This is a genomic window from Sphingomonas sp. PvP056 (genome assembly GCF_040549155.1).
Classification (GTDB): Bacteria; Pseudomonadota; Alphaproteobacteria; order Sphingomonadales; family Sphingomonadaceae; genus Sphingomonas.
In genome coordinates this window covers 88,573-109,323 of sequence record NZ_JBEPST010000007.1, presented here as the reverse complement: position 1 = coordinate 109,323, position 20,751 = coordinate 88,573, and the positions used below count along the sequence as shown (strand labels likewise).

At 62.1% G+C, this 20,751-nt stretch carries 18 protein-coding genes; 8 read left to right on the top strand and 10 right to left on the bottom strand.

The annotated features are described in order from the left end of the window. Window position 1 precedes the first annotated feature (1 nt). Window positions 2-3,478, top strand: a complete 3,477-nt coding sequence (locus ABIC17_RS16255) for a glycosyl hydrolase 2 galactose-binding domain-containing protein (RefSeq protein ID WP_354283545.1) — start codon at window positions 2-4, stop codon at window positions 3,476-3,478. A gap of 62 nt (window positions 3,479-3,540) precedes the next feature. Here the strand turns inward: ABIC17_RS16255 and ABIC17_RS16250 are convergent, their stop codons facing one another. The 7 genes from ABIC17_RS16250 to ABIC17_RS16220 all read right to left on the bottom strand — a co-directional run bounded on the left by ABIC17_RS16250 (window position 3,541) and on the right by ABIC17_RS16220 (window position 8,094). Further along, window positions 3,541-3,936 (bottom strand): ACT domain-containing protein, encoded by a 396-nt coding sequence (locus tag ABIC17_RS16250; RefSeq protein WP_354283543.1) that lies wholly within the window; start codon window positions 3,934-3,936, stop codon window positions 3,541-3,543. An 84-nt stretch (window positions 3,937-4,020) separates the two neighbouring features. Beyond that, window positions 4,021-4,704, bottom strand: coding sequence for a DJ-1/PfpI family protein (locus tag ABIC17_RS16245; RefSeq protein ID WP_354283541.1), 684 nt, complete (start codon window positions 4,702-4,704; stop codon window positions 4,021-4,023). Window positions 4,705-4,768: 64 nt separating this feature from the next. Then, window positions 4,769-5,068 (bottom strand): hypothetical protein, encoded by a 300-nt coding sequence (locus ABIC17_RS16240; RefSeq protein WP_354283539.1) that lies wholly within the window; start codon window positions 5,066-5,068, stop codon window positions 4,769-4,771. Between the two features lie 46 nt (window positions 5,069-5,114). Continuing rightward, the gene (locus tag ABIC17_RS16235) at window positions 5,115-5,774 is read right to left on the bottom strand and encodes an SCO family protein (protein ID WP_354283538.1); all 660 of its coding nucleotides are present in this window, start codon (window positions 5,772-5,774) and stop codon (window positions 5,115-5,117) included. Then, entirely contained in the window at window positions 5,771-6,256 is a 486-nt protein-coding gene (locus tag ABIC17_RS16230) for a copper chaperone PCu(A)C (RefSeq protein ID WP_354283536.1), read from the bottom strand. The genes ABIC17_RS16235 and ABIC17_RS16230 overlap by 4 nt, the downstream gene beginning before the upstream one ends. Before the next feature lie 85 nt (window positions 6,257-6,341). Further along, complete coding sequence (locus ABIC17_RS16225) at window positions 6,342-7,073, bottom strand: DJ-1/PfpI family protein (protein ID WP_354283535.1); 732 nt, start codon at window positions 7,071-7,073, stop codon at window positions 6,342-6,344. A 289-nt stretch (window positions 7,074-7,362) separates the two neighbouring features. Further along, window positions 7,363-8,094: an SDR family oxidoreductase gene (locus ABIC17_RS16220; protein ID WP_354283533.1), complete on the bottom strand. Its 732-nt coding sequence runs from the start codon at window positions 8,092-8,094 to the stop codon at window positions 7,363-7,365. A gap of 71 nt (window positions 8,095-8,165) precedes the next feature. On the opposite strand from ABIC17_RS16220, the gene ABIC17_RS16215 reads away from it, so the two are divergent. Continuing rightward, window positions 8,166-8,810, top strand: a complete 645-nt coding sequence (locus ABIC17_RS16215; RefSeq protein WP_354283531.1) for a TetR/AcrR family transcriptional regulator — start codon at window positions 8,166-8,168, stop codon at window positions 8,808-8,810. Window positions 8,811-8,845: 35 nt separating this feature from the next. Here the strand turns inward: ABIC17_RS16215 and ABIC17_RS16210 are convergent, their stop codons facing one another. Next, window positions 8,846-9,820, bottom strand: a complete 975-nt coding sequence (locus ABIC17_RS16210) for a GlxA family transcriptional regulator (RefSeq protein WP_354283529.1) — start codon at window positions 9,818-9,820, stop codon at window positions 8,846-8,848. A 122-nt stretch (window positions 9,821-9,942) separates the two neighbouring features. On the opposite strand from ABIC17_RS16210, the gene ABIC17_RS16205 reads away from it, so the two are divergent. After that, on the top strand, window positions 9,943-10,284 hold the full coding sequence (locus ABIC17_RS16205) for a DUF3817 domain-containing protein (protein ID WP_354283527.1): 342 nt from the start codon (window positions 9,943-9,945) through the stop codon (window positions 10,282-10,284). Continuing rightward, window positions 10,284-10,688, top strand: coding sequence for a CopD family protein (locus tag ABIC17_RS16200; protein ID WP_354283525.1), 405 nt, complete (start codon window positions 10,284-10,286; stop codon window positions 10,686-10,688). Before ABIC17_RS16205 ends, ABIC17_RS16200 begins: the two co-directional genes overlap by 1 nt. Before the next feature lie 327 nt (window positions 10,689-11,015). On the opposite strand, the gene ABIC17_RS16195 is transcribed toward ABIC17_RS16200, so the two are convergent. Both ABIC17_RS16195 and ABIC17_RS16190 read right to left on the bottom strand, forming a co-directional pair. Next, window positions 11,016-11,423, bottom strand: coding sequence for an acyl-CoA thioesterase (locus ABIC17_RS16195; RefSeq protein ID WP_354283523.1), 408 nt, complete (start codon window positions 11,421-11,423; stop codon window positions 11,016-11,018). Window positions 11,424-11,997: 574 nt separating this feature from the next. Next, window positions 11,998-13,278 carry a sensor histidine kinase gene (locus tag ABIC17_RS16190; RefSeq protein ID WP_354283521.1) on the bottom strand — a complete coding sequence of 427 codons (1,281 nt, stop codon included), beginning with the start codon at window positions 13,276-13,278 and terminating at the stop codon, window positions 11,998-12,000. Window positions 13,279-13,400: 122 nt separating this feature from the next. Between ABIC17_RS16190 and ABIC17_RS16185 the strand changes: the two genes are divergently transcribed. The 4 genes from ABIC17_RS16185 (at window position 13,401) to ABIC17_RS16170 (ending at window position 20,541) form a co-directional block, all read left to right on the top strand. Next, the gene (locus ABIC17_RS16185) at window positions 13,401-13,790 is read left to right on the top strand and encodes a response regulator (protein ID WP_354283520.1); all 390 of its coding nucleotides are present in this window, start codon (window positions 13,401-13,403) and stop codon (window positions 13,788-13,790) included. A gap of 420 nt (window positions 13,791-14,210) precedes the next feature. Then, window positions 14,211-16,721, top strand: a complete 2,511-nt coding sequence (locus ABIC17_RS16180) for an ABC-three component system protein (RefSeq protein WP_354283518.1) — start codon at window positions 14,211-14,213, stop codon at window positions 16,719-16,721. Further along, complete coding sequence (locus ABIC17_RS16175; RefSeq protein ID WP_354283516.1) at window positions 16,718-17,413, top strand: ABC-three component system middle component 1; 696 nt, start codon at window positions 16,718-16,720, stop codon at window positions 17,411-17,413. Before ABIC17_RS16180 ends, ABIC17_RS16175 begins: the two co-directional genes overlap by 4 nt. Next, complete coding sequence (locus ABIC17_RS16170; protein ID WP_354283514.1) at window positions 17,410-20,541, top strand: AAA family ATPase; 3,132 nt, start codon at window positions 17,410-17,412, stop codon at window positions 20,539-20,541. Before ABIC17_RS16175 ends, ABIC17_RS16170 begins: the two co-directional genes overlap by 4 nt. Window positions 20,542-20,751 lie beyond the last annotated feature (210 nt).

The following is a 20,751-nucleotide window of genomic DNA, read 5'->3' as shown; positions in this document are numbered from 1 at the left end:
CGTGGACAGCCTTGAGATCGAAAGGAATGCGATGATTTTCCACCAACGGCGCCTTCGGATCGCCTTGCTATGCGGCATCGCCGTCCTGGGGCTCGGCGCTTCGCCAGGCAGCGCTCAGGACCCGTCCGAGGTCGTTGATCGCGGAGAGTCGGCCGCCACGGGGCCGCACAGCGCCACCATCCTCGCCGACGGGATCGGCCTCGAGCGGGAGCTTCCCGCGAACGCCCGCGGGCTCGAGGCAGGCGCCCCATGGACTATGTCGACCTGGATCAGGCCGAGCGTGAAGCGGGCCGGACGCAGCGTCGTCGTGCAGGTGGGACGCGGGGACGCGGTCCGGGCCATTGTCATGGACGACGGCAATCTCGCCTTCTGGAACGGAAGAGGCGAACCGGCGCGGACGACGGCTGCGATGCCGGTGGACCGATGGACATTCGTCACGGCGTCGAGTGACGGTCGATCGGTCCGACTGTTCGCCGACGGCGTGATGGTGGGGACGTCGTCGGCGAGTCCGTCGCCGATCGCACCCGTGCTGGCCCTGGCCCCGGCCGCTGGCAAAGGTTCTCCGAACAACGCTCAGCACTTCGGCGGCGACGTCTTCGAACTCCGGCTGCAGGCGAAGGATGCGTCGCCGTCCAAGTCGCCGACGCGGCCGCCGGAGGTCATGCTCGCCCAGCTCGTCAAGCCCGGCGTGGGCTGGGAGTGGCAGGAGAAGCAGTGGCGGGGGTATTTCCAGCCGCAGGACTACTGGACCCTGCCGAAAAGCGCGACGCCTCCCACCAAGCCCGTCGCCCGACCGCTCGGCGCGCGGCCGTCCATGACGCGGCTCGCAGAAAACCGGTGGCAGATCGGCGATTGGGACCTGGCGTTCGCGGAAGGCGTCTCGGCGACCGGCGCGCAGCTGTCCGCCACGGGCTTCCCGCATGAGAAGTGGTTCAAGGCGACGGTCCCCGGCACCGTCCTCACCACGCTGGTCGATCGGGGCGTGTATCCCGACCCCGCCTACGGCCTGAACAACATGGCCATACCGGAAAGCCTGGCTCGTCAGGACTATTGGTATCGCACCGAGTTCGACATGCCGTCGGAGGCCGGAGGAAAGCGGTTCTTGGTTTTCAAGGGCATAAACTACGCAGCGGAGATCTGGGTCAACGGCACCCGCGTCGGCGACGTCCGTGGCGCGTTCGTCCGAGGGCAGTTCGACGTCTCGCCGCTGCTGCGCGCGGGTCGAAACGCGGTCGCCGTGAAGATCGTTCGACCGCCGCATCCGGGCATCCCGCACGAGGAATCCATCGCGGCGGGGCCGGGCATGAACGGCGGGAACCTGACCATCGATGGTCCTACCTTCGTCGCGGCAGAAGGATGGGACTGGATCCCTGGCGTTCGCGATCGCAACATGGGGATCTGGCAGCCCGTCGAACTGCAGACAAGCGAGGCGCTTCGCATCGGGGACACCCAGGTCGTTACCGATCTCCCGCTGCCCCGGACCGACAGCGCGGCGGTCACGGTGCGTGTGCCCGTGACGAACCTCGATGCGGCACCCGTCGCGTCCCGGGTCACCGCGAGCTTCGACGGCGTCGCCGTGTCCAAGGACGTGGTGCTGGCACCGGGAAGCACGACCGTCGAGTTCGCGCCCGCGGACTTCCCGCCGCTGAACGTGCGTAATCCCCGCCTGTGGTGGCCGAATGGATACGGACCGCAAAACCTCTACACGCTGAAGGTCTCGGCGTCGCAGGCCGGTCGTCCTTCCGACAGCAGGACGCTGCGGTTCGGAATACGCGAGCTCAGCTACGGGCTGTCGCTCTTCGACCGGGCGGGATCCCTCCGCCGCGTCTCCGTCTCCCCGACGGACTCCAAGGAGCGGCTGGTAGATCCGCGGCACGAGGCCATCAAGCAGACGCCGGAGGGTTGGGTGGAATCGCTCACCCCCGCAGGCGAGATTTCGCCGGCGGTGCGGCCACTTGAGAAGACGATGGCGCTGCCGCACCTGACCGTGTTCGTGAACGGTGTGAAGATCGCCGCGCGCGGCGGGAACTGGGGCATGGATGACTTCATGAAGCGCGTGCCACGCGAACGCATGGAGCCGTTCTTCAAGCTGCACAAATATGCCAACGTCAACATCATCCGGAACTGGGTCGGTCAGAATACCGAAGACGTGTTCTATGACCTCGCGGACGAATACGGCATGCTGATCACGAACGATTTCTTCATGTCGACGCAGAATTTTCAGGTTGAGCCCGAGGATCCGCAGCTCTTCCTGGCGAATGCTCGCGACGTTATCAGCCGCTATCGCAACCACCCGTCAGTGCTTTTGTGGTTCGGGCGCAATGAAGGCGTCCCGCCGCCCCTGATGAACGAGGGGATGGATTCTCTTGTCCATCAACTGGATGGTACCCGGCTCTACATGCCAAGTTCGAACGTCGTAGGCGTGCAGGGGTCCGGTCCATACAACTATCGCCCTCCCGTCGGCTACTTTACGAACCTGGCGTCGGGTTTCTCAGTCGAGACTGGCAGCCCGTCGCTTAACACCTTGGAAGCGTTGAAAGCGATGATGCCAAAGTCGGAACTCTGGCCAATTAGCGACACCCTTGCGTATCACGACTGGCACTTCGGCGGGAACGGCGACGTCAAGACGTTCATGGACACGATGGACGTGCAGCTGGGCAAGGCCACGAGCCTCGAGGACTTCGAACGCAAGGCCCAGCTCATGAATGTCGCTGACTACAAGGCCATCTTTGAAGGCATGTCGGCCCATCTTTGGACCAAAAACAGTGGGCGCATGCTGTGGATGACCCATCCAGCATGGCCGTCTAACCATTGGCAGATCTACAGCTACGACTACGACACACCTGGAGCCTATTTTGGAACGAAATCGGCACTGGAGCCGATGCACGCCCAGATGAACCTGCCCGACTATTCGCTGGCGGTGGTCAACACGACGCTGCAACCCCGATCCCGCCTTAGACTGACGACCAAGGTGGTCTCGGGCGACGGCAGGGTCCTCCTTTCGGACGAACGGATCGTGGACGCCCCCGCCAACACGACCACCACGCTCCCCGCCCTGAGGCTTCAGCCCGTCCTGGATCGCGAAAGACTGGTTTTCGTGTCCATGACCCTTGTCGATGATGCGGGGAAGGAGTTGAGCCGGAACTTCTACTGGCAGGGCGCCGACGACACGGCATATCGCAAGCTGAACGACCTGGTGCCGCAGAAGATCGACGTGAAGGCCGCGGTCGGTGCGAAGTCCTCGATAGGCGTCACGGTGACGAACCGCAGCGACCAGCCGGTTCTGGGCATCAAGATGACGGTGCTGGACGCGCGGGGCGAGCGCGTGCTGCCGGCGTATTACGGCGACAACTATCTCAACTTGCTCCCCGGCGAGACGCGCACGGTCGACATCCAGTGTGGCGACGCGCCGAACAAGGCGTCCGCCGTGTCCATCCGGGGATGGAACGTGGTCGGTGCCGTCGTCAGGCTGCGTTGATGCTGTTCAGTCCCCGCTCCCTTGCATGCGCGCCAACGATGCCGCCGCGGGGACAGACGCCATCAAGTTACGAATTGGTGACCGTTGGCGACCAGCAGTTCGACCGCCTTGCGACGATCCCCTTCCGCTATCAGCAAATGTTCTCCATCGAAGGTGCATAGGACGAAAACGCCTATCCCGTTCGAAGACAACGGCGCGATGAGTGCCAGGACGACGCCCGCCGCCTGAAACGCGAACGGGCCAACGGTTCGTAGGCAGACCCACTCGCGTTCAGCTTCGACTTCGTCGGGAACCACGTCGGCAGAGCATACGATCGTCAACTCGTCATCGGCGCGCACGATCGCATAGAACCCCTGCCCCGACGCCCAATCGGGAATGGTGCTGTCAGCCGCCAAGCGGGCAACCGCATATCGTCCGGGAACGAACCGAAGCTTCAACGACAAAAACGCTTCGCGCATAGGAACCGCCGATCGTGCCAATGATTGCCTTGCAATCCAGCATCGTTGAGCGACTTGGGTCAAGCCGCTTAGCTCACTTGATGTTCAGCCTCCGAACCGACCTTCCAACGCGGCCAGGGACGCTTCGGCAACTGGCGCCAGCACCTGGAAGGCAGCTTCTACGGCCTTTTCGCCGGCTCGGTCAGGATCGCCGGCGTCGAACGGGGGAGCGGGATCGTATTCCATGAGGAGCTGCGTGGTCTTCGCGACATGATCTCCGAAGATCGTGTTCAGGAGAACCAGACCGAAATCGATGCCCGCCGTCACTCCCCCGCCCGTGATGCGGTTCCGGTCGATGACGACGCGTTCCGCAATCGGCTCGGCACCGAAGAGCGGTAGCATCTGATGCCCCGCCCAGTGGGTGGTCGCACGGTAGCCCTTGAGCAGTCCTGCGGCGCCGAGGATCATGGAACCGGTGCAAACCGCCGTGACCCACTTCGCACGTGCGCCATGATGCCTGAGGAAAACGAGTGTCTCTTCATCTTTAAAGACGTCGATCTGACCTGGGCCGCCAGGGACGAAGATGATGTCGAACGACTCCGGCGCTTGGTCGAACGACATGGTTGCTTCGACGTTTATCCCAATATCGGACTCGACCAGCCCTTTCGTCTTCCAGACGAGATGCGTCTGCATGGGGCCATGAAGGACGGTAAGCGGACCGACCAGATCAAGAAGGGTGAAGCCCGGGAACGCCAGCATCCCGACCTTTAAAGGCGATTTGCCCGTCATCTCTGGAGTCATGGCCAGAAGAGGCCAGCGGCTCGTTCTCACGTTCTCCACGTTGCAGTCCCTCTTATATCAGCCGGAAGCCGTCGATGCTGGTACTTGGAAGAATGCCAGGCTTGGCCTTGCCCGACAGAGCGTCGCCTTCACGTACCAAGTCGAACTTAACCGTCAGCCTCATGGGTCTGGTGATCTGCTGGGACCATCGGATGGTATCCCCGTCGACAACCGGATCGATGAACGGAACGGTCTCGCTGCCTTGCGTAGCCGTGCCGGAAAGTTGTCCGTCGCGATCGATTATCTCAAGCGTGACTTCCTGCTTCCCCATCGGTGTGGGGATGACGATCTGCCACCGGCCGTTAAAACTCATGGGTTGCCTCGGTCCTGTCTGATCATGTTTGAAGGTGGGCCCTCGACTAGGTGGCCGACCGCTCGATCGCGGTGCGGGGATCGGGTTTGCGGCTCTTGGGCGGCCTACCGGCGATGAGGTCCCGGAGCAGCGGCATCACATGGTCATCGGGTTCATTGTATCCGATGGGACCGACGTACCGACCTTGACCGTTCATCATGTAGACCATCGTCGAATGGTCCATCACGTAATCGCCGTTCGCTAACGGAACGCGCTTATAGTAGACGTTATAGTTTTTAGTGATCTCGGCTATCTGGGCCTTTGTCCCGGACAAGCCTCGGATCCTCGAATCGAACGACGTCAGATATGTCTTCAACTGCTTCGGCGTATCCCTTTCCGGATCAACCGTAACGTAGAAGATGTTTATCTTGTCGCCGTCCGGTCCAAGCTCCTTGAGCCATCTGGTCATATGGGAAAGCGTCGTCGGGCAAACCTCGGGGCAGAACGTGAAACCAAAGAACACGAGGCTGGGCTTGCCGAGCAACTGCTTCTCGGTGACCCTGACGCCATTCTGGTCGACGAGCGTGAAGGAACCGCCCAACTTCGTCTTCGCGGGAGTTGCTGCAGCTCGTGGAGCGGCGGTCTGTTTCTGGCCCCTGTCGTCGCATGCGGCGAGTGAAAGCGCGGCCGCCCCCAGCAACATAGCGGCTGCGAACGGTCCGGTCACTTGAAGTCCCCATCGTCGTAACCTGATGAGCCGTCCTTCACGTCGAACAGAACACGGACCTCGCCCGCACGCTGGAAGCGAAGGGTGACGGGGATGGTCTGGCCTGCAGCAAGAGCCTTCTTCGGGCCGATTAGCATTACATGGTAGCCGCCCGGTCCGAGCCGAACGGTCTTACCCGGCGCGATCGGGATACCATCTGAAAGGGGGCGCATGCGCATGATGCCGCCTGCGAACGACATCTCATGCACTTCGACCCTCGCGACGGAAGGCGAAATGCCGCCAATGAGGCGATCTGGCGTGCCCCCGGTGTTCGTGATGGTCACGTAGCCGATGCCGGCGGCCGCCCCTCGCGGGATCGGCCTGGACCAGGCTCCCGTAAGGCGAAGCGCGCCATGGCGCGTATCGCGACTAAGAACCGGGGCCGCCAGAAGCCCGATGCTGAGGCCGATGATCGAAATATGACGAAGTGTAGTTTGATGCACAAAAGGTTCTCCAGGACCTGCGGATACGCAGACTGCCAGCGGGGGCGGCGGCCGATAGCGCCGACATGCAGTGTTCCGATGCTAGCTAGGCCTGGGCTGTCCTGCCGGACGCGTCGAGAACCGCACGGCGCCTCTTGGCGCTGACGACGGCCGCCGGAGTCGCAGAGCCCATCACGCCCCCGTCGCCCGAAATCATCTCTATGATCTCCTTTCGGGCTACTCGAGGATGGCCAGAATCGAAGGGAGGTTTCGGATCGTACTCGAGCGCCAACTGGACGAACTCGGCCACGTTCCGACCTCTGAGCTCGGCGAGGAGCGTCAGTCCGAAGTCGATGCCCGCGGTGACGCCGCCACCGGTGACACGATTACGGTCGATGCACACCCTTTCGTGGCTCGCCTCGATGCCCAACGCCTCGAGCGGCTCGTAGAACGCCCAGTGACAGGCGGCCCTATAACCATCCAGCAAGCCGGCGGCCGCCAGTACGACCGATCCCGTACATACCGAAGTGACGTAACCGGAAGACCTCCCGGCGCGATCGAGAAAAGACAAGGCATCCAAGTCGTCAATCAGATCGATCGTGCCGGCCCCACCTGGTACAAAGATGATATCCAACGCCGAGGGAGCGTTGTCGAACGTGACCGTCGGGTTCAACGGCACCCCCGAGTCGCTGACCACCGGTTGCAGATTCTTCCAAATGAAGTGGATCCGACTGTGGAAGGCCAGTACGTTTACCGGGCCGGCAACGTCGAGCAGCGTGAAGCCGGGATACAGAAGTACCCCGACCTCGAGAGGCTTCTGCTTTTCCATACCGTCCATGATCCAAATACCCACTATGCTGCTAATACAATAAAACTCTGTCCGGTGGCCTAGCGATCGTCGGCCACTCCCGTGAGTGGCAGTAACGACAACGAGCGATTGATTGCTGCCACGGCTCATCCGGCCGTCCCAAGCGGAGGCAAGCTGTCAAAGATCGGATCGAAAAGTGGCGACCGGACGATCGTCGGGAAAGCCACGCCGCATATCTCGGCTTCAATTCCGCAGTGACGCGGGGGTATCCCAGAGCTGCCGTTCGCAACCCGACGACCGTCGTCCGCGCGACGGTCTCCTACCAGGGCGTCTCGCCACTCGCTTCCACGAACCGCCCCGAAACCGCATCGTCTCCCAGGAGCGCGTAGCGTACGGGAAGTCGCGCGCCCTCCTCCGGCGTCATGAAGCCGTTATGTCCCGTTAGGTCCGTCTTCACGTAGCCGGGGCTTACCGAGTTGATGACGTGCGGCGTATCGCGCAGTTCCTGGGCCAACTGCACAGTGAGCATATTCAACGCCGCCTTCGACGCGTTGTAACCGAGCAGGCGCGCCGAGTAGTAGGGCGAGGTCGGGTCGCCGTTCACTGCCAGCGATCCCAGTGAGCTCGACAGGTTCACGATGCGAGCCGCCACGGATCGGAGCAGGAGCGGCAACATTGCCTGCGTCACCGCCAGTGTCCCGACGAAGTTGGTTTCCATGATCCGCCGTGCGGCGTCGGGAGCCGCCGTCGTCGGCGGACCGTCCTCCGCGTCCACGATGCCGGCATTGTTGACCAGGATGTCGAGACGACCATGTTCGGCGCGGATTTTGTCGGCAGCTGCGGTGATGGTGGCGACGTCGTTCAGGTCAAGGGCGAGCGATTGGACATGCAGGCCAGCAGATGCCAGCTTGCCGACGGCAGCGGCGGTGCGCCCCTCGTCCCGGCCCCCGATGACTACCGACGCTCCGGCCTCGGCGAGTTGACGGGCGATCTCGAAGCCGATGCCCTTGTTGCTGCCGGTTACGAGCGCAATTCGATTGCCTTCAGACATTCTCTTGATCCTGGCGGTTAGTTTCGGGAACGCCTAAGATATGAATGATCGTTCGGTTTTGGGATTCGCTTATGGCTTCGGCGCGACCGGCTCACCTCAATGCGCGGAAAACGCCGCGTCAGGCCCGTGCCGCCGTGACGCTGGACGCCATGTTCGAGGCGACCATTCAGGTTTTGGTGAGCGATGGACCGCATCGCCTGACAACGACCCGCGTCGCGAAGCGCGCCGGCGTGTCGATAGGGACCATGTACCAGTATTTCCCTCACAAGCAGGCGCTGTTCTATGCGCTGAACGAGCGCTACCTGGACGAACTCGTTCAGAAGATCGATGCAGCGTGCCAGTCCGAGCACGGCGCTACGCTGGCTCGCATGATTGAGGCGCTGGTGACCACCTATTGGGCCGCGAAGACGCGCCGGCCCGAAGTCACCCGCGCCCTGTACAGATCCGTCGTGGAACTCGACAACGAAGCGTTGATCGCGGACTTCGCTGCCCGCGTCGACAAGACCACCGTAGCGATGCTGGCGAGCGCGTCCGATGCGTCCTTCGACGACCTGCCGACGATCAATCTGACGCTACTGGCCACAATCTTCGGAACGGTCCGCAACGTCTTCGAACGCGATCTACCGGAGCGGACTCAACGTGACGTCGAACGGCAGCTGATCGCGATGTGTAACGCCTATCTCGAAGCCGTGCGGTCGAAGCCGGAACCGCTATGATGCCAACGGCACCGACCGCGCCCGCTCCGCGGATCTCAGCACGGGCCCGCCACGTCGGCGAAGCGTTGCCGATAGGTCATCGGATTGACCCCTACGATTCGTTTGAAGCGTGCCCGGAACGTCACTGGAGCCTCGAAGCCCACGATGGAGGCGATGCGTTCGATCGACGCATCGCTCGTCTCGAGTAGCTCCTGGGCACGTCGGACACGGGCCGAAAGCAGCCAGTTCATCGGCGTAGCGCCGGTCTGCTCGCGAAAACGTCGGGCGAACGTACGTGGGCTGAGGCTGGCACGCGATGCGAGGCCATCGACGTCGACAGGCTCGCCGAGGTTGGCCACCATCCACTCTAGAAGGGGAGCGAGGCTGGTAGCCGATTGGACGGACACGGGCCGAATGAACTGCGCCTGTCCCCCGTCGCGGTGAAGCGGCGCGACGGCGAGCCGCGCCGCATCGGCCGCCACTTGCTGTCCGAAATCGCGTCCCACCAGGTGCAGGCACATATCGAGTCCAGCGGAAGCACCGGCCGAGGTGATCACGCGTCCCTCGTCCACGAACAGCACGTTGGGCTCGACGGCGATCTCGGGAAAGCGGTTCGCCAGATCAGTGGCAGCACGCCAATGCGTGGTCGCGCGCTTGCCGTCGAGAAGCCCGGTGGCGGCGAGGACGAAGGCTCCGGTGCATATAGATGCAACGCGGGCGCCGCCTTCCCAAGCGGAACGGATGGCATCTATGATCGTCTTGGAGACCGGGCGGTCCGGGTCCACGACGCCGGCGACGATCACTGTGTCAGCCCCGATCAGACCGTCGATGCCATGCGGGGCGTTGAGGACGAACGATCCCGCATCGATCGCAGTCGTCTCTCCGCATACGCGCACCCGGTAGGGCGAACTGCCGTCCGCGAGCCTGACGTGCGTGAACGCCTCGCATGCGATGCCCAGGTCGTACGGAAGCACGCCGTTCAGGGCGAGTATCGCGATTTCGTGCATGGCATTCTCCAGCGACGTCGCCACTAACTCTTTATGGCAGTATCCAACCGGTCATTGGCAAATCAGCCACTCACAGTCAAACCGGCAGAGCGGGTAGACGGTAGCGGTCAGGAACCACCTGACGATGATATCGCGAGTTGGCATAGATGATCGTCGCGCACACCGAACACCGATCGAACGTCGGCAAACTACGGCTTGCATCCCAGATAGAGGCGAGCACGCTCATCACCCTTCTGCTGGTCGCGGTACCTGCCAAACATTTTTTCGGTCTTCCGATCGCGACGCGGATCATGGGACCCGTTCATGGCGCAGCGTTCGTCGCCTACATCTGGTGCGTCATCGCGATGGTGAGCGGTGACGGGAACTGGACGCGTAGGGATGCGGCCCGCCTGATCGTCACCGCCTTCATCCCGTTCGGAGGCTTCGCGAACTCAGGCTACCTGCGCCGCAAGGAAGCCTCATTTGCCTTCGATCCGGAGCGACGCTGATGGACTACCTGTGGTTGAAGGCTGCCCATGTCGCCGCTGTACTGACGTTCACGAGCGGCCTCCTCGTCCAGGCCTTCGGCGTGGCGGTGGCGGCCCGTGGTGGAACGGAAGCGCTAGACCTGATATCGCGGTGGGATCGGCGCGTCACGGCACCGGCCATGGTGACAGCGTGGCTGACCGGCGCCGTAGTGGCCTCGCAAGGCGCATGGTTCTCCTTCCACTGGCTGTGGGTAAAGCTTGGCATAGCCGTCTTCCTGAGTGGCCTTCATGGAATGCAATCGGGTCGGCTGCGGCGGCTGCGTTGGGGCGACCGATCGAATGAAACTAGCCCGTTCCTCATTCCAGCGCTCATCGCCTTTTCTGTCACGGCGATCGCAATTCTAGCCGTCGCGAAACCCAGGTAGGAGATGCCGGGAGAAGTAGTCCTCCAATTGATCGACCATCGTATGGAGCTGCATTGTGCAGGGATCCAACCGGATACAGAGGGCACTCTCTTCGATCCCTCCGGCCATCTTCCGGGAGTACGACGGTCAGCCATCGACCCAGTGTTCGTGCGCACCCTGCGGCTGCACCGTCGGTAGGGTAATTCGCGCGTCTGAGACATCTATCCAGGTGGTTCGGTTGCGTGCCGATCCCGCAGCATCCGGCTGGCCGACGGCAATTCGAAGATCGTTGCCCGCGTCCGCGGTGGAACCACACCGGGAGCCGCGGACTGGGTGATCCTTATAGATTCACAGGAAGGGTGCCGCGACCTCGTCCGGAACGCGGGAGAGGCGACCGGCTGCGCGATCGATCATCGCCAACGTGGTCCTTGCTTCCACCTTCACACGTCCATCTCCGCCGGTGAACCGGACCAGACGGTCGAACCGCGCACCTCGCGGGCGATCGCCGACCCACGTCTCAGCGATGACGTTCTCGCCAAGCGCGACATTCCCTCGATAGTCGATCTCGTGACGCGTCACGACCCACGCATAGGAGAAACTTCGTCCATCATAGCTCATCGTCGAGGCATTGGGCTGCTCGTCGCAGGCAAGTCCGGCCGCCCCATAATCACCTGCCTTGAGTGTTATCGTCGCCGCATTTGCGGAGGCAGCAAGCATCAGGATTAGAGCCATGGCTGCGGAGGCGGGCATTCGCATCGGTCACTCTCCTTATGGCCGCATGATCGAGGCCAATACACGCGGCGCTCGACCGCACGATGATAAGCCGTCGCCATCGCTAGGCGAATGACAAACGTATCATGCAGCGGGTGCAGCGGTGTTTCTCGTTGGAGACGTCTCCCTGGGCGGAAGCGCCCAGCCCCGCCGTGACGACCCACTTTCGGCCATTCAGACGGCTTTGCCCCTGTCCTAACTTCTGCCACTCATTCATCTTAGCGGCCGACGCACTCGGTAAGCCAGATTGCCGCGGAGGCGCTCAGATCGGAGTAGATAGGTGGATGTTAAATTCTCAGCGCGCTAGGCTGAAAAGTGTGACAGAGAGCTAGTGAGCGAATGCAACATTCGCCACCCTCGCCGATCGGCCAAACGAGGTTGGGCGTGATTTCTCAGCTATGTTCGTCCGGCTCTACAACGTAGAGGCGCACTTTGCAGCTTGAAGCAACCGCCCCGCAGGCCTGCTTGATGAAATGCCGAAGGCCAGTCGTCCCGCTCGCGCGGCAGTCATAACGCTTGCTGTAACTGTTGAGCCTTGGCACCAGTCAACCGGCGGCTTCTATACGGTTGGGAAATTGACTCGGAACAGGCTGGTACAATCGTCGCGATCGAGCCTGATCGTGCCGCCGAGTTGCTTCGCCAGTGACCGGAGCAGGCTTAGCCCCGCGCCGCGTTGAGCCTTCTCGAAGGTCGCCGCCGAGATGCCCACGCCGTCGTCCGTCACGGTTAGCTCACCATACCCATCGGCGTTGGTGAAGCCCAACTTGACGCTTCCTTCCCTGCCGTCGGGAAAGGCGTGCTTGAGCGCATTTGACACAAGTTCGGTGGCGATCAGACCCAGCGGAATTGCCTGATTGAGATTTAACGTGGTTTCGTCGACGAGCACGTCAATGGAAATCCGTTCATCGACGTCATAGGCGTCGCGCAAGTCTCCGCACAGGCTGATTAGATAGTCGCCGAAATCCAGCCGCTCCGTATCGCCCCTGCTGTACAGTGCTTCGTGCACTAAACTCATAGAGCGCACCCGGGCAAGCGTGTCATTAAACGCGCGCGCGATCACAGGATCGCGAAATTGCCGCGCTTTGACCGAGAGGAGACTTGTTACCACCTGCAGATTGTTCTTCACCCGGTGGTGCACTTCCCGGAATAGAACCTCCCGATGCGCAAGCTGCTCGCGCAAGGCTGCAGTCTGCTCGGCGACCCGATCCTCAAGCCACTCGTTGGATTCCGCGAGTTCTGCTTTGGCCGCCTTCAGCTGAGCGCTCTCGACGATGTCCCATTCGCCCTCTCGTCTGGAGATGGCGAACTCGTGATTGCGCACGACGTCGAGAACGCCTGATGCGTCTGTCTTGCCAAGGCAGTAACTGCACAAGGCTACAATGTGGTGCCCGCGAAAGGCAGGGCTCACGCTCGCCTCGTAATCGGCGAACGATCGCCAATCGTCAGGCCGCAACCAGAACAGGTTGCCTGTCAAACGTAGGCCGGCATAGCCGTGGTCGCGCGCGTTGCCCGCGTGACCAAGCCAGCTGTCGAGCAGCTGGTCTGAGTTCATCGCACCGGAGCGATGGTACCAGTCCTCGTGATGGTAGATCTCGATGTCGCCCTGAGCCACATGACGATCAAAGTTAGGGACAGCCTTGCGGAGCCCACTGGTCGCAGCCTCTACGCCAAAAGGTTCTGCCGTCACCCACAAGCACTTTTCTCGGTTCTCGATGCCTGCCTTAAAGAAAGGAACCAGCGTGTCTGCCAAGTCTTCAGCGGTGTCGTAGAAATGGCAGAAGTGGGTGCCCCACTCGACAGGACCGACCCCAGGAATGCCACTGTTCGTCTGAGGCCGCATGGTCTCGTCTCCAAAGCGCCAGCGTCTGTCCGGATCAAACTGGCACAACCAGCAAATTACGGGCTGCCGGCAACTTTTTCAACAGCTTGTCGTAGGTATACACGCATGGAAAGGAGACCGCTTTGAACGACTGTAGCGCTAACACGGTTTCCGCCAAACGCATCCTGATCGTCGAGGACGAGGGGCTTGTCGCTGAAATCGCCGCGATTACGCTTGAGGACGCCGGCCATATAGTGCTGGATATCTGCGCGGATTGGCGGACCGCTGTCGAGCAGGTCGAGACTCTCACGCCGGATGTGACGCTCATCGACATCAACCTTGGTGCCGGTGGCAGCGGCTTCGATGTCGCTCGACACATCGCAGGCCACCCCGGCTTAAAGTTCATGTTTGTAACGGGGCAGAGCGATGCCGCGACCAGAGCGAAGGCGATGGAATTCAAGCCCGCTGATTACATCGTAAAGCCTTATCGGCCCGGCGAGCTCGTAGGAGCGATTGCGAGACTGGCTGATTGAGGCTCAGACAAAACGCAGAAATGCCCCGGATCAACTTGTGGGCGGGCAGACAAACGGAGGCTTAGACCCAATAGCCGCCATTCCCGCCTCCTTCGCCTTCCCAACTTCCGACATTCATTCATCAGTGCGCGACCAGCCTGCAGCGCCGCTGAAACGGCGAAAACTGGAACATTGCTGGCATTCCCGAGCCGGTGATGAATGGGCGGGTTTCAGGAGAACACCGGACGTTCTCGGAGGGCAATGTTCAGCCCTTCGCGGCGCGGCGCGATGTTGCCAGACACGACGAGTAAGCTCATAAGCGCAACTCGGATTGCGAACGCCGCGGGCCGATCGGGGGTGGCTTGAACAGGACGCGTGGCAATCGGCCGAGCGGCGGGTTGCCGATGGTCGAGTTAACCTTCGAAGGAGCTGGGCGGTCAGATGGTTGATCCGCTTCTCCCGCTCGACGTGATCGCTGGCGCAGCGGTTCGCGATCGCCCGAATGTGTTTGTTCTCGGCTGCTATGATCGGCGGATCACATTTTACGCGCAGCAGGTTCGTGCTCTCTCTCTCATACATGCCCTATCCGAACAGGGCTATCTCAGAAGCAACCCGCGTATTGCGGTCGTCGGCGCGGGTGCAGCTGGAATGACTGCCGCTGCCGCCGCGGCTCTGCTGTCGGGCAGCCAGGTGGTCCTGTTCGACAGCGCCGCGGTGTTGCTGTCGCTTCAGTCCACGACGGAGCGACGCAATCTCGATCCTCACATCTACGACTGGCCCGCATTCGACACCACCGACCCGGTGGCCGATCTGCCAATACTGGATTGGGAAGCGGGTACGTGCCGGGCGGTGCGCGATGATGTCGTCCTCGAATTCGAGGATATTGCGGTACGCGTCGGCGGGCGGCTCGAACGCCGGATGCGGCATCATGTCGATGCCATGCGGCAGGTTGGTGCGGGCTATGAACTGATTTTCACCGATCTTGACGCTGTAGCAGCTGTGCCAGCCGTCGAAACCAGTGATCGTTTTGACATGGTGCTGCTGGCAATCGGCTTCGGCCTTGAGCCGTATGAAGCGGTCGAGAATATACAGGATAGGAGCTACTGGTCCGATGCTGGCGTCCCGGTCGCCGAATTCCAGGGCCGTCCCAATCCGCGGTTCTTCATCAGCGGCAATGGCGATGGGGGGCTGATCGATTTCGTTGCGGCCGGGGCGATGAACTTCAACCACGCGGCGATGATTCGTTTGATCGCCGATCACCCCGGCGTGGAGGGCCTTTCAGGCGTCATCGGCGATATCGATGGGCGTGCGCGGCAGGCCGATGCGCAAGGCGACCGGTTCGACTTTATCGCTGCTTATGATGCGGAATTGCTACCACAATTGACGGCGATTGGTCTGGTCGCGGCGGTCCGGCAGCAGCTACGTCCCGGCGTTCGGCTGACGTTGCAGACACAGCATGCCGAGATGTTCGAAATTACGACCTCGGCTCTCAACCGCGTGGCCGCCTATCTAACGATCAAAGCCTGCGCGGCAGACCCACTGCGCGCCTTTCGCCACATACAATGTGCGGTGGTCCAGCGGGTACCCCAACCGGTCCCCTGTCCCGAACCAGCGCCGTTGTGGTTGGACTGCGAAGGGGTGCAGGTGGGAGCCGACGCAGTCATCGTCCGCCGCGGGCCGCTACGCGCCAATGTCCGGCAAGCCTTCGCGGAACATCTTGCGACGTTCGAGGCGACGCACAAGGAATGGTTGGCTCGCCATGGGGATGCGACGCTCATTCCAAAACTCTCGCGCTCGGCACGCACCGCCTATACCGAAGCGGCGCGAGCAGCCGACGTTCCCCTTTCCCGGCGGATGCAACGTCACGCCGCGCCTCATCTGCCAATCGCGGTGCAAATAAGGCGTGACGGCAATCGCGTGCGCTGGTCAGGTGCGGTGGCACCGCAGGCCCTGGTGCGGGCATGGAGCGAGAACCAGATCTTCGAGATCATCCTGCCCGATGCGCCAGCCGACCTTGGCCCGGCTGCCGGCGCGATCCTGCGCGTCGCCTGCCATGCACAGAATGCGCGGCTTCATGCGATGCCAGCCCTTTGGCGTGACCTGGTCTCACGACTCAGTGTAGACTCTCCGCACGCTGAGGGAATGACGATGCCGACGATCGTAGCGGGCAATCCGGGCGGTGCGGCACAAGATCCCGAACCGGATGAGGCGCCGCGGTTGGCCCGGCGCATTCACGCCGCGCTTGATAGCTGGGTTCTCGGTCAGTTGAACGATCATCTCGGCCGGTTTCTCGCGAGCGGGGAAGATCCCGGTCGTCGGGTAAACATCCCGATTGCGCCGGACCTGCGTCAGGCAATGGCGGTATCCTGGGCTGAATGGCGGGTGGCGTTCGAAGATGATCCCACTCTCCTAAGCCATTTCCTGCGTCTCATGGTATGTGCGGTTGACGATGCTGATGATCTCGATGTCGCGCAGATCCTGGTTGGTCCCACAAAACTCCCGGCAATAGTGCGGGGAACGGCCGTTTCGCTGGCGATCGCCACCGCGTGGCAGACAACAGGTCCAAAGGGGGGCAGACCCGGAAATCTGTTCCGTCGCCGGGGTGCCGCAATAGTTTGGGCGGGACACGGCTGTGCCGCTGACCTCATCGACGGCAGCCCAATGTCGCTGTGCGCCGCGAGCTATATGTGGCGCACCCAGTTTGTCATCCTCACCGTTCCGGGGACGGTTGAGGTCGCGCGCAGTGCGGAACGAGCCTTCGCTCAGGTTGAAACGCAGCAGCCGTCGCTAAGCGAGACCGATGGTTCGGGGCCGGTGATGATGTGGATCAGCCAGGAATTCAAGGACGCTGTCGCAGCGGGTACCGAGCCAGTCGCCACATTGCTGGCCGCGATTGAGGCGCGCCACTTCGCGGCGCTCGAGGGTGCAATTCTGAAAGAGGTGGTGGCATGACTGACCGGCCTGTCATCTCGCCAGCCATGAGGGATTTCGCTGATCGGCTCCGCGCCGCAGCACAGGCGCTGGATCTGTCGGTCGAAGAGCGGCCCGAGCTTGCAGGCAGAAACTTTAATGGCGGCTCGACGGCGTCGACATCCCTCAGCCCAAGTGACCTGCCCAATGAAAGTCATGGAATCAAGATTGCACGGTTCAATATCGTGCTCGGGATCCTGCCGGACATGGCGGCAATCGAGGCGGTGCGAGAGACCCTCAGGCGCTATCGCAATCAATGTGTCGTTGCCCGCTCCTATCTCAATCCCAATGAGACGCTCGACCTCCAGCTGATGTTGCTGGGGCCGCGGTCGAGCGAGCGTCAGGATAGCTGGAGGGCGTTGGCGCTGATGGTGGAGCGCGACGATCGCGTAGCACGCAAGCTGGCTTGGCTTCGGCCGGAAGATCCGCAGCGAGACGACGACAGCTTTGCCGAGTTCCTCAAACGCACATTTCTGGCACGCCCCTGGATCCGAAGAGAAGGCGAGTTCGAGGATGTCGCGCTCGACCAGCTTAGTGCGGGCAACGCGACCGCTCCGGGCCTGCCACGCACTACGGCCGAGGAGTGGGAACGGATCGCGCTCGACGATAGTAAAACCCCTGACCAGATCGTCACCGCCCTGGTCAAGGCCTGGGAACGGAGAGGCCAGCCATGAGCATCTATCTCTCCCGCATCGGAATTCAGGATTTCCGTACGTTCGGATCGTTCGACGTTGCAGTGCCGGCGGCGCCCGGCCTTGTGCTACTAACCGGCACGAACGGCTTGGGCAAAAGCAGTTTCTTCGACGCAATCGAATGGGGCCTCACGGGCACGATCCGGAGATTCACGCCCTATCTGAAAAAGGGTCGCAAGAAGCTCGTTGAGCGAGATTATCTGACGCGACGCGGGGCGGAGCCTGGGTCGCACAAGGTGGAGCTGACCTTTTCGGACGGCGACCCGATCGTGCGCGGTGCCGACAAGGCAACGCCGATGTCGTCGATCATCGCGAAGCTCGCGCGGCCGGAACGCCCCACGATCGACGATCTGAGCACGTATCTCGCGCTGACCCATTTCCTCGGCCAGGCAGCGCAGCAGCGTTTTACCAGCCGCGAACCCGAGGATCAGTGGCAGGCGCTTAAGGGTCCAAGCGGGATTGAACGGCTCGAACAGATTCGCGCGGGCCTGCGTGGCCGACCGACGGTCACTGCATTCACCCGTCGCCTCGAAAGGGAAGAAGGCGTGGTCGCGATGCTGGAGCGGCAGACCGCAGACTGGCAAGGCTGGAGCGCCCGGCTAGACCGGTTGCGACAAGCTGTTCGAGCGACCGGTATTCTGACAGTGGCCGAGGTTGAAGAGCGCGTTGATGCACTCGAGGCCGCGCTGTTGGCCGCACTTGGCGGTGCAGCCATCGTAATTTCTGGAGAGACCGTGAGCAAACGGCTCGCGAGCCTGGGAGATCGCCTGAGCGACGCGCTGCGCGACATGACCGCCCGCCTCGACGGTCTTGGGTCGCTCAAGGATATGCCTGCGACGTTCGCAGCGGCCAGCGCGGAAGCACGCCTCGATCATCCCGTGCTCGTCCGGCTGCGTCAGACGGTCAGCGACGCCAGGGCCGAGCTGGTTCGTCTTACTCCGGGGATCGATCCCGCCGAGAAAGCCGTGGCTGATCAGACCGCCGCGATTGCGACGATCGAACAGAATATCACTTTGCTTGATGCTGCGCGGGCGGATCTCATCCGGCGGAAAGACCTCGAAGCGCAGATAACGACCGCGAAGGATGATCGCACGGAGACCGCGACGGCCATTGCTGCCCGGCGCGCGTCGGTTGCGGAAGCGGATAGATCGATAGGTCGGCATGGCGATGCCGTGGCCGAGGTCGCACGATTGCGCGCGCTTGCGCAGAGCGCCCGTGCCGTCGTGGATTCGCTATCGACTTTGCTTGATCTGGAAGCGGAATCCGGCCGATTGGCGTCATCGCTCGCGGCTGCACGTGAGGCGGCATCTGCCGCCGCGACCACGATAGCTCCGCTAAGGGAGGACGTAACGGCACGTAAGGCGCAAATTGCAATAGCGGTTCAGGCTCGGGCGGAGGCGGAACGTCATGCCACTGCGATCAGTGCAGCCCTCGCCCAGCTGGCGAGCCATATTCACGACGATGAAACCGATTGCCCGGTCTGCCACTCAACGTTTGAACCTGGAGTGCTCAAATCGCTCGTAGAAGCAGCGGCTTCGGCAAGCGACGACCGCCTCGCGTCTGCCGACGAGGAACTCGAGGCGCTACGCGCCGATGAGTCCGCCCTTACTGCGCGTGTTGCCTCGTTCGAGGCGACGATCGGCGCTCCATCTCAAATCGAACGCGAAGCGAGCGCAGCCGCCGATGCCGTAACCAACGCGCGGGCGGCGCTTGCCCGGACTCTCGAAGTGGATCCGGCTAACGACCTTTCCGCCGCCGCGAGAACGCGCGAACGCAGCGCCGCAGCGGCTCTGGCTGACGCCGAAGCTGCGTTAGAGCCCTTGGTTGCCACGGCCGCCGCCGCGACCGAGCAGAGAGCAATGCTTTCCGCGGACCTTGAAGATCTTATTGCGCGGGAAACGCAGGTGTCAGCCCGGCTCGATAATTTCATGGCTGAAGACCAGGCCTGCGTCGATCGATTGACCGCGCGCGGCCTTACGGATTCCACGTTCGAAGGTGTTGAAGGTCGATTGTCGGAACAGCGTGGGCAGCTGGAAGCGGCACGCGCCCGACTGGCGGGGCTGGTGGAGGCCGCCGCCGCATTGACTGTGACCGTCGAGGGCGCGCGAACGGGGCTGACGACCGTCGAGCGCGAACTGTCCGTGGCCGAATCTGCGCGTGCGGCGGCGGAAGCGACGACGCAAGAGATGTCGTCGCGTTGGATCCGTGCGGGGATTGACGGATCGCCCAGTCAAGCGACGCTCGATCGGACAAAGGTCGTAGTAGCCGACGCGCTGAACGCGTTGCGCTCGCTTGCCGAACAGCAGCAAGCGTTGGCGAGGGACAATGAAGATGCTCTGCTACAGGGCGAGGTCAACCAGGTTCTTGCGGCGATGCGACAGGCTGGGGGCGACGCCAGTATTGCAGATCCCACAGCCCATCTAGCCGGCCTGGAAGCCAAGGCGAAGGCTGCTCGAGCAGCCGTCAAACTTACAACTGCGGCGCGGACCGCGGTTCGCCATTATACCGAGGAACTCAAAATTCGGTCCGATGACTTTTCTAATCGAGTGCTCGACCCGCTCAACGTGGTCATCGACGATTTCAATGAAGCCATGTTGAGCACCCCGGGCGAGACTATTCAATTCAAGGCGGACACGCGGGTCGATGCGACGAGTTTTGGTATGTCGCTGCGATATCGCGAGCAGCTCGAGCACGCGATTGAGACACCGAAGGATCTGCCGCCGCAGGTCGTGTTGAGCGAAGGGCAGCTTGCCGCGAATGGATTTAGCATCCTTTGCGCGGCAAGCACGGCTTATCCCTGGTCGAACTGGAGAGCGTTGCTCCTCGACGACCCACTCCAGCATAACGACATCATCCACACGGCGGCGTTCGTCGACGTGATGCGCAATATGGTGGAGTTAGACGGCTATCAGCTGGTTATGTCGAGCCATGACCGTGGCGAGAGCGACTTTATCGCGCGCAAATTTGACGCAGCGGGCTTGCCCTGCACGACTATTCTGCTCACGGCGCCTTCGGAGAAAGGCGTGGTCTGGGAACCTCCCCTCTACAATCGGGGTGCAAACCGTTTCCTCCGGCAAAGTAGCGATCAGCGCCAGTCTGACAGCGCTTAATAGCCAATCGAGCCTTGATCGGCGTCAAGGGCAGAACTGGCATCGCCTCACTGAGCGGACGAGACGGAAGGCTTCGTCAGGTTTCCCAGGATCGGTCGTTCCAGACCCGGTCTGCGAACGACTTAAGCTGGTCGACAGCGGTCGAAGTGTCGTGGGCGAGAGGTCGCCGCGGCTAGAACAGTCGCGTTCATCGACTGGGCAAATCTGTTC

Excerpts from the sequence above, each read along its gene's own strand:
- ABIC17_RS16250 (WP_354283543.1), bottom strand. The coding sequence starts at position 3,936 with ATGCGCGAAGCGTTTTTGTCGTTGAAGCTTCGGTTCGTTCCCGGACGA.
- ABIC17_RS16245 (WP_354283541.1), bottom strand. The coding sequence starts at position 4,704 with ATGACGGGCAAATCGCCTTTAAAGGTCGGGATGCTGGCGTTCCCGGGC.
- ABIC17_RS16240 (WP_354283539.1), bottom strand. The coding sequence starts at position 5,068 with ATGAGTTTTAACGGCCGGTGGCAGATCGTCATCCCCACACCGATGGGG.
- ABIC17_RS16225 (WP_354283535.1), bottom strand. The coding sequence starts at position 7,073 with ATGGACGGTATGGAAAAGCAGAAGCCTCTCGAGGTCGGGGTACTTCTG.
- ABIC17_RS16220 (WP_354283533.1), bottom strand. The coding sequence starts at position 8,094 with ATGTCTGAAGGCAATCGAATTGCGCTCGTAACCGGCAGCAACAAGGGC.
- ABIC17_RS16215 (WP_354283531.1), top strand. The coding sequence starts at position 8,166 with ATGGCTTCGGCGCGACCGGCTCACCTCAATGCGCGGAAAACGCCGCGT.
- ABIC17_RS16205 (WP_354283527.1), top strand. The coding sequence starts at position 9,943 with ATGATCGTCGCGCACACCGAACACCGATCGAACGTCGGCAAACTACGG.
- ABIC17_RS16200 (WP_354283525.1), top strand. The coding sequence starts at position 10,284 with ATGGACTACCTGTGGTTGAAGGCTGCCCATGTCGCCGCTGTACTGACG.
- ABIC17_RS16195 (WP_354283523.1), bottom strand. The coding sequence starts at position 11,423 with ATGCGAATGCCCGCCTCCGCAGCCATGGCTCTAATCCTGATGCTTGCT.
- ABIC17_RS16190 (WP_354283521.1), bottom strand. The coding sequence starts at position 13,278 with ATGCGGCCTCAGACGAACAGTGGCATTCCTGGGGTCGGTCCTGTCGAG.
- ABIC17_RS16180 (WP_354283518.1), top strand. The coding sequence starts at position 14,211 with ATGGTTGATCCGCTTCTCCCGCTCGACGTGATCGCTGGCGCAGCGGTT.
- ABIC17_RS16175 (WP_354283516.1), top strand. The coding sequence starts at position 16,718 with ATGACTGACCGGCCTGTCATCTCGCCAGCCATGAGGGATTTCGCTGAT.
- ABIC17_RS16170 (WP_354283514.1), top strand. The coding sequence starts at position 17,410 with ATGAGCATCTATCTCTCCCGCATCGGAATTCAGGATTTCCGTACGTTC.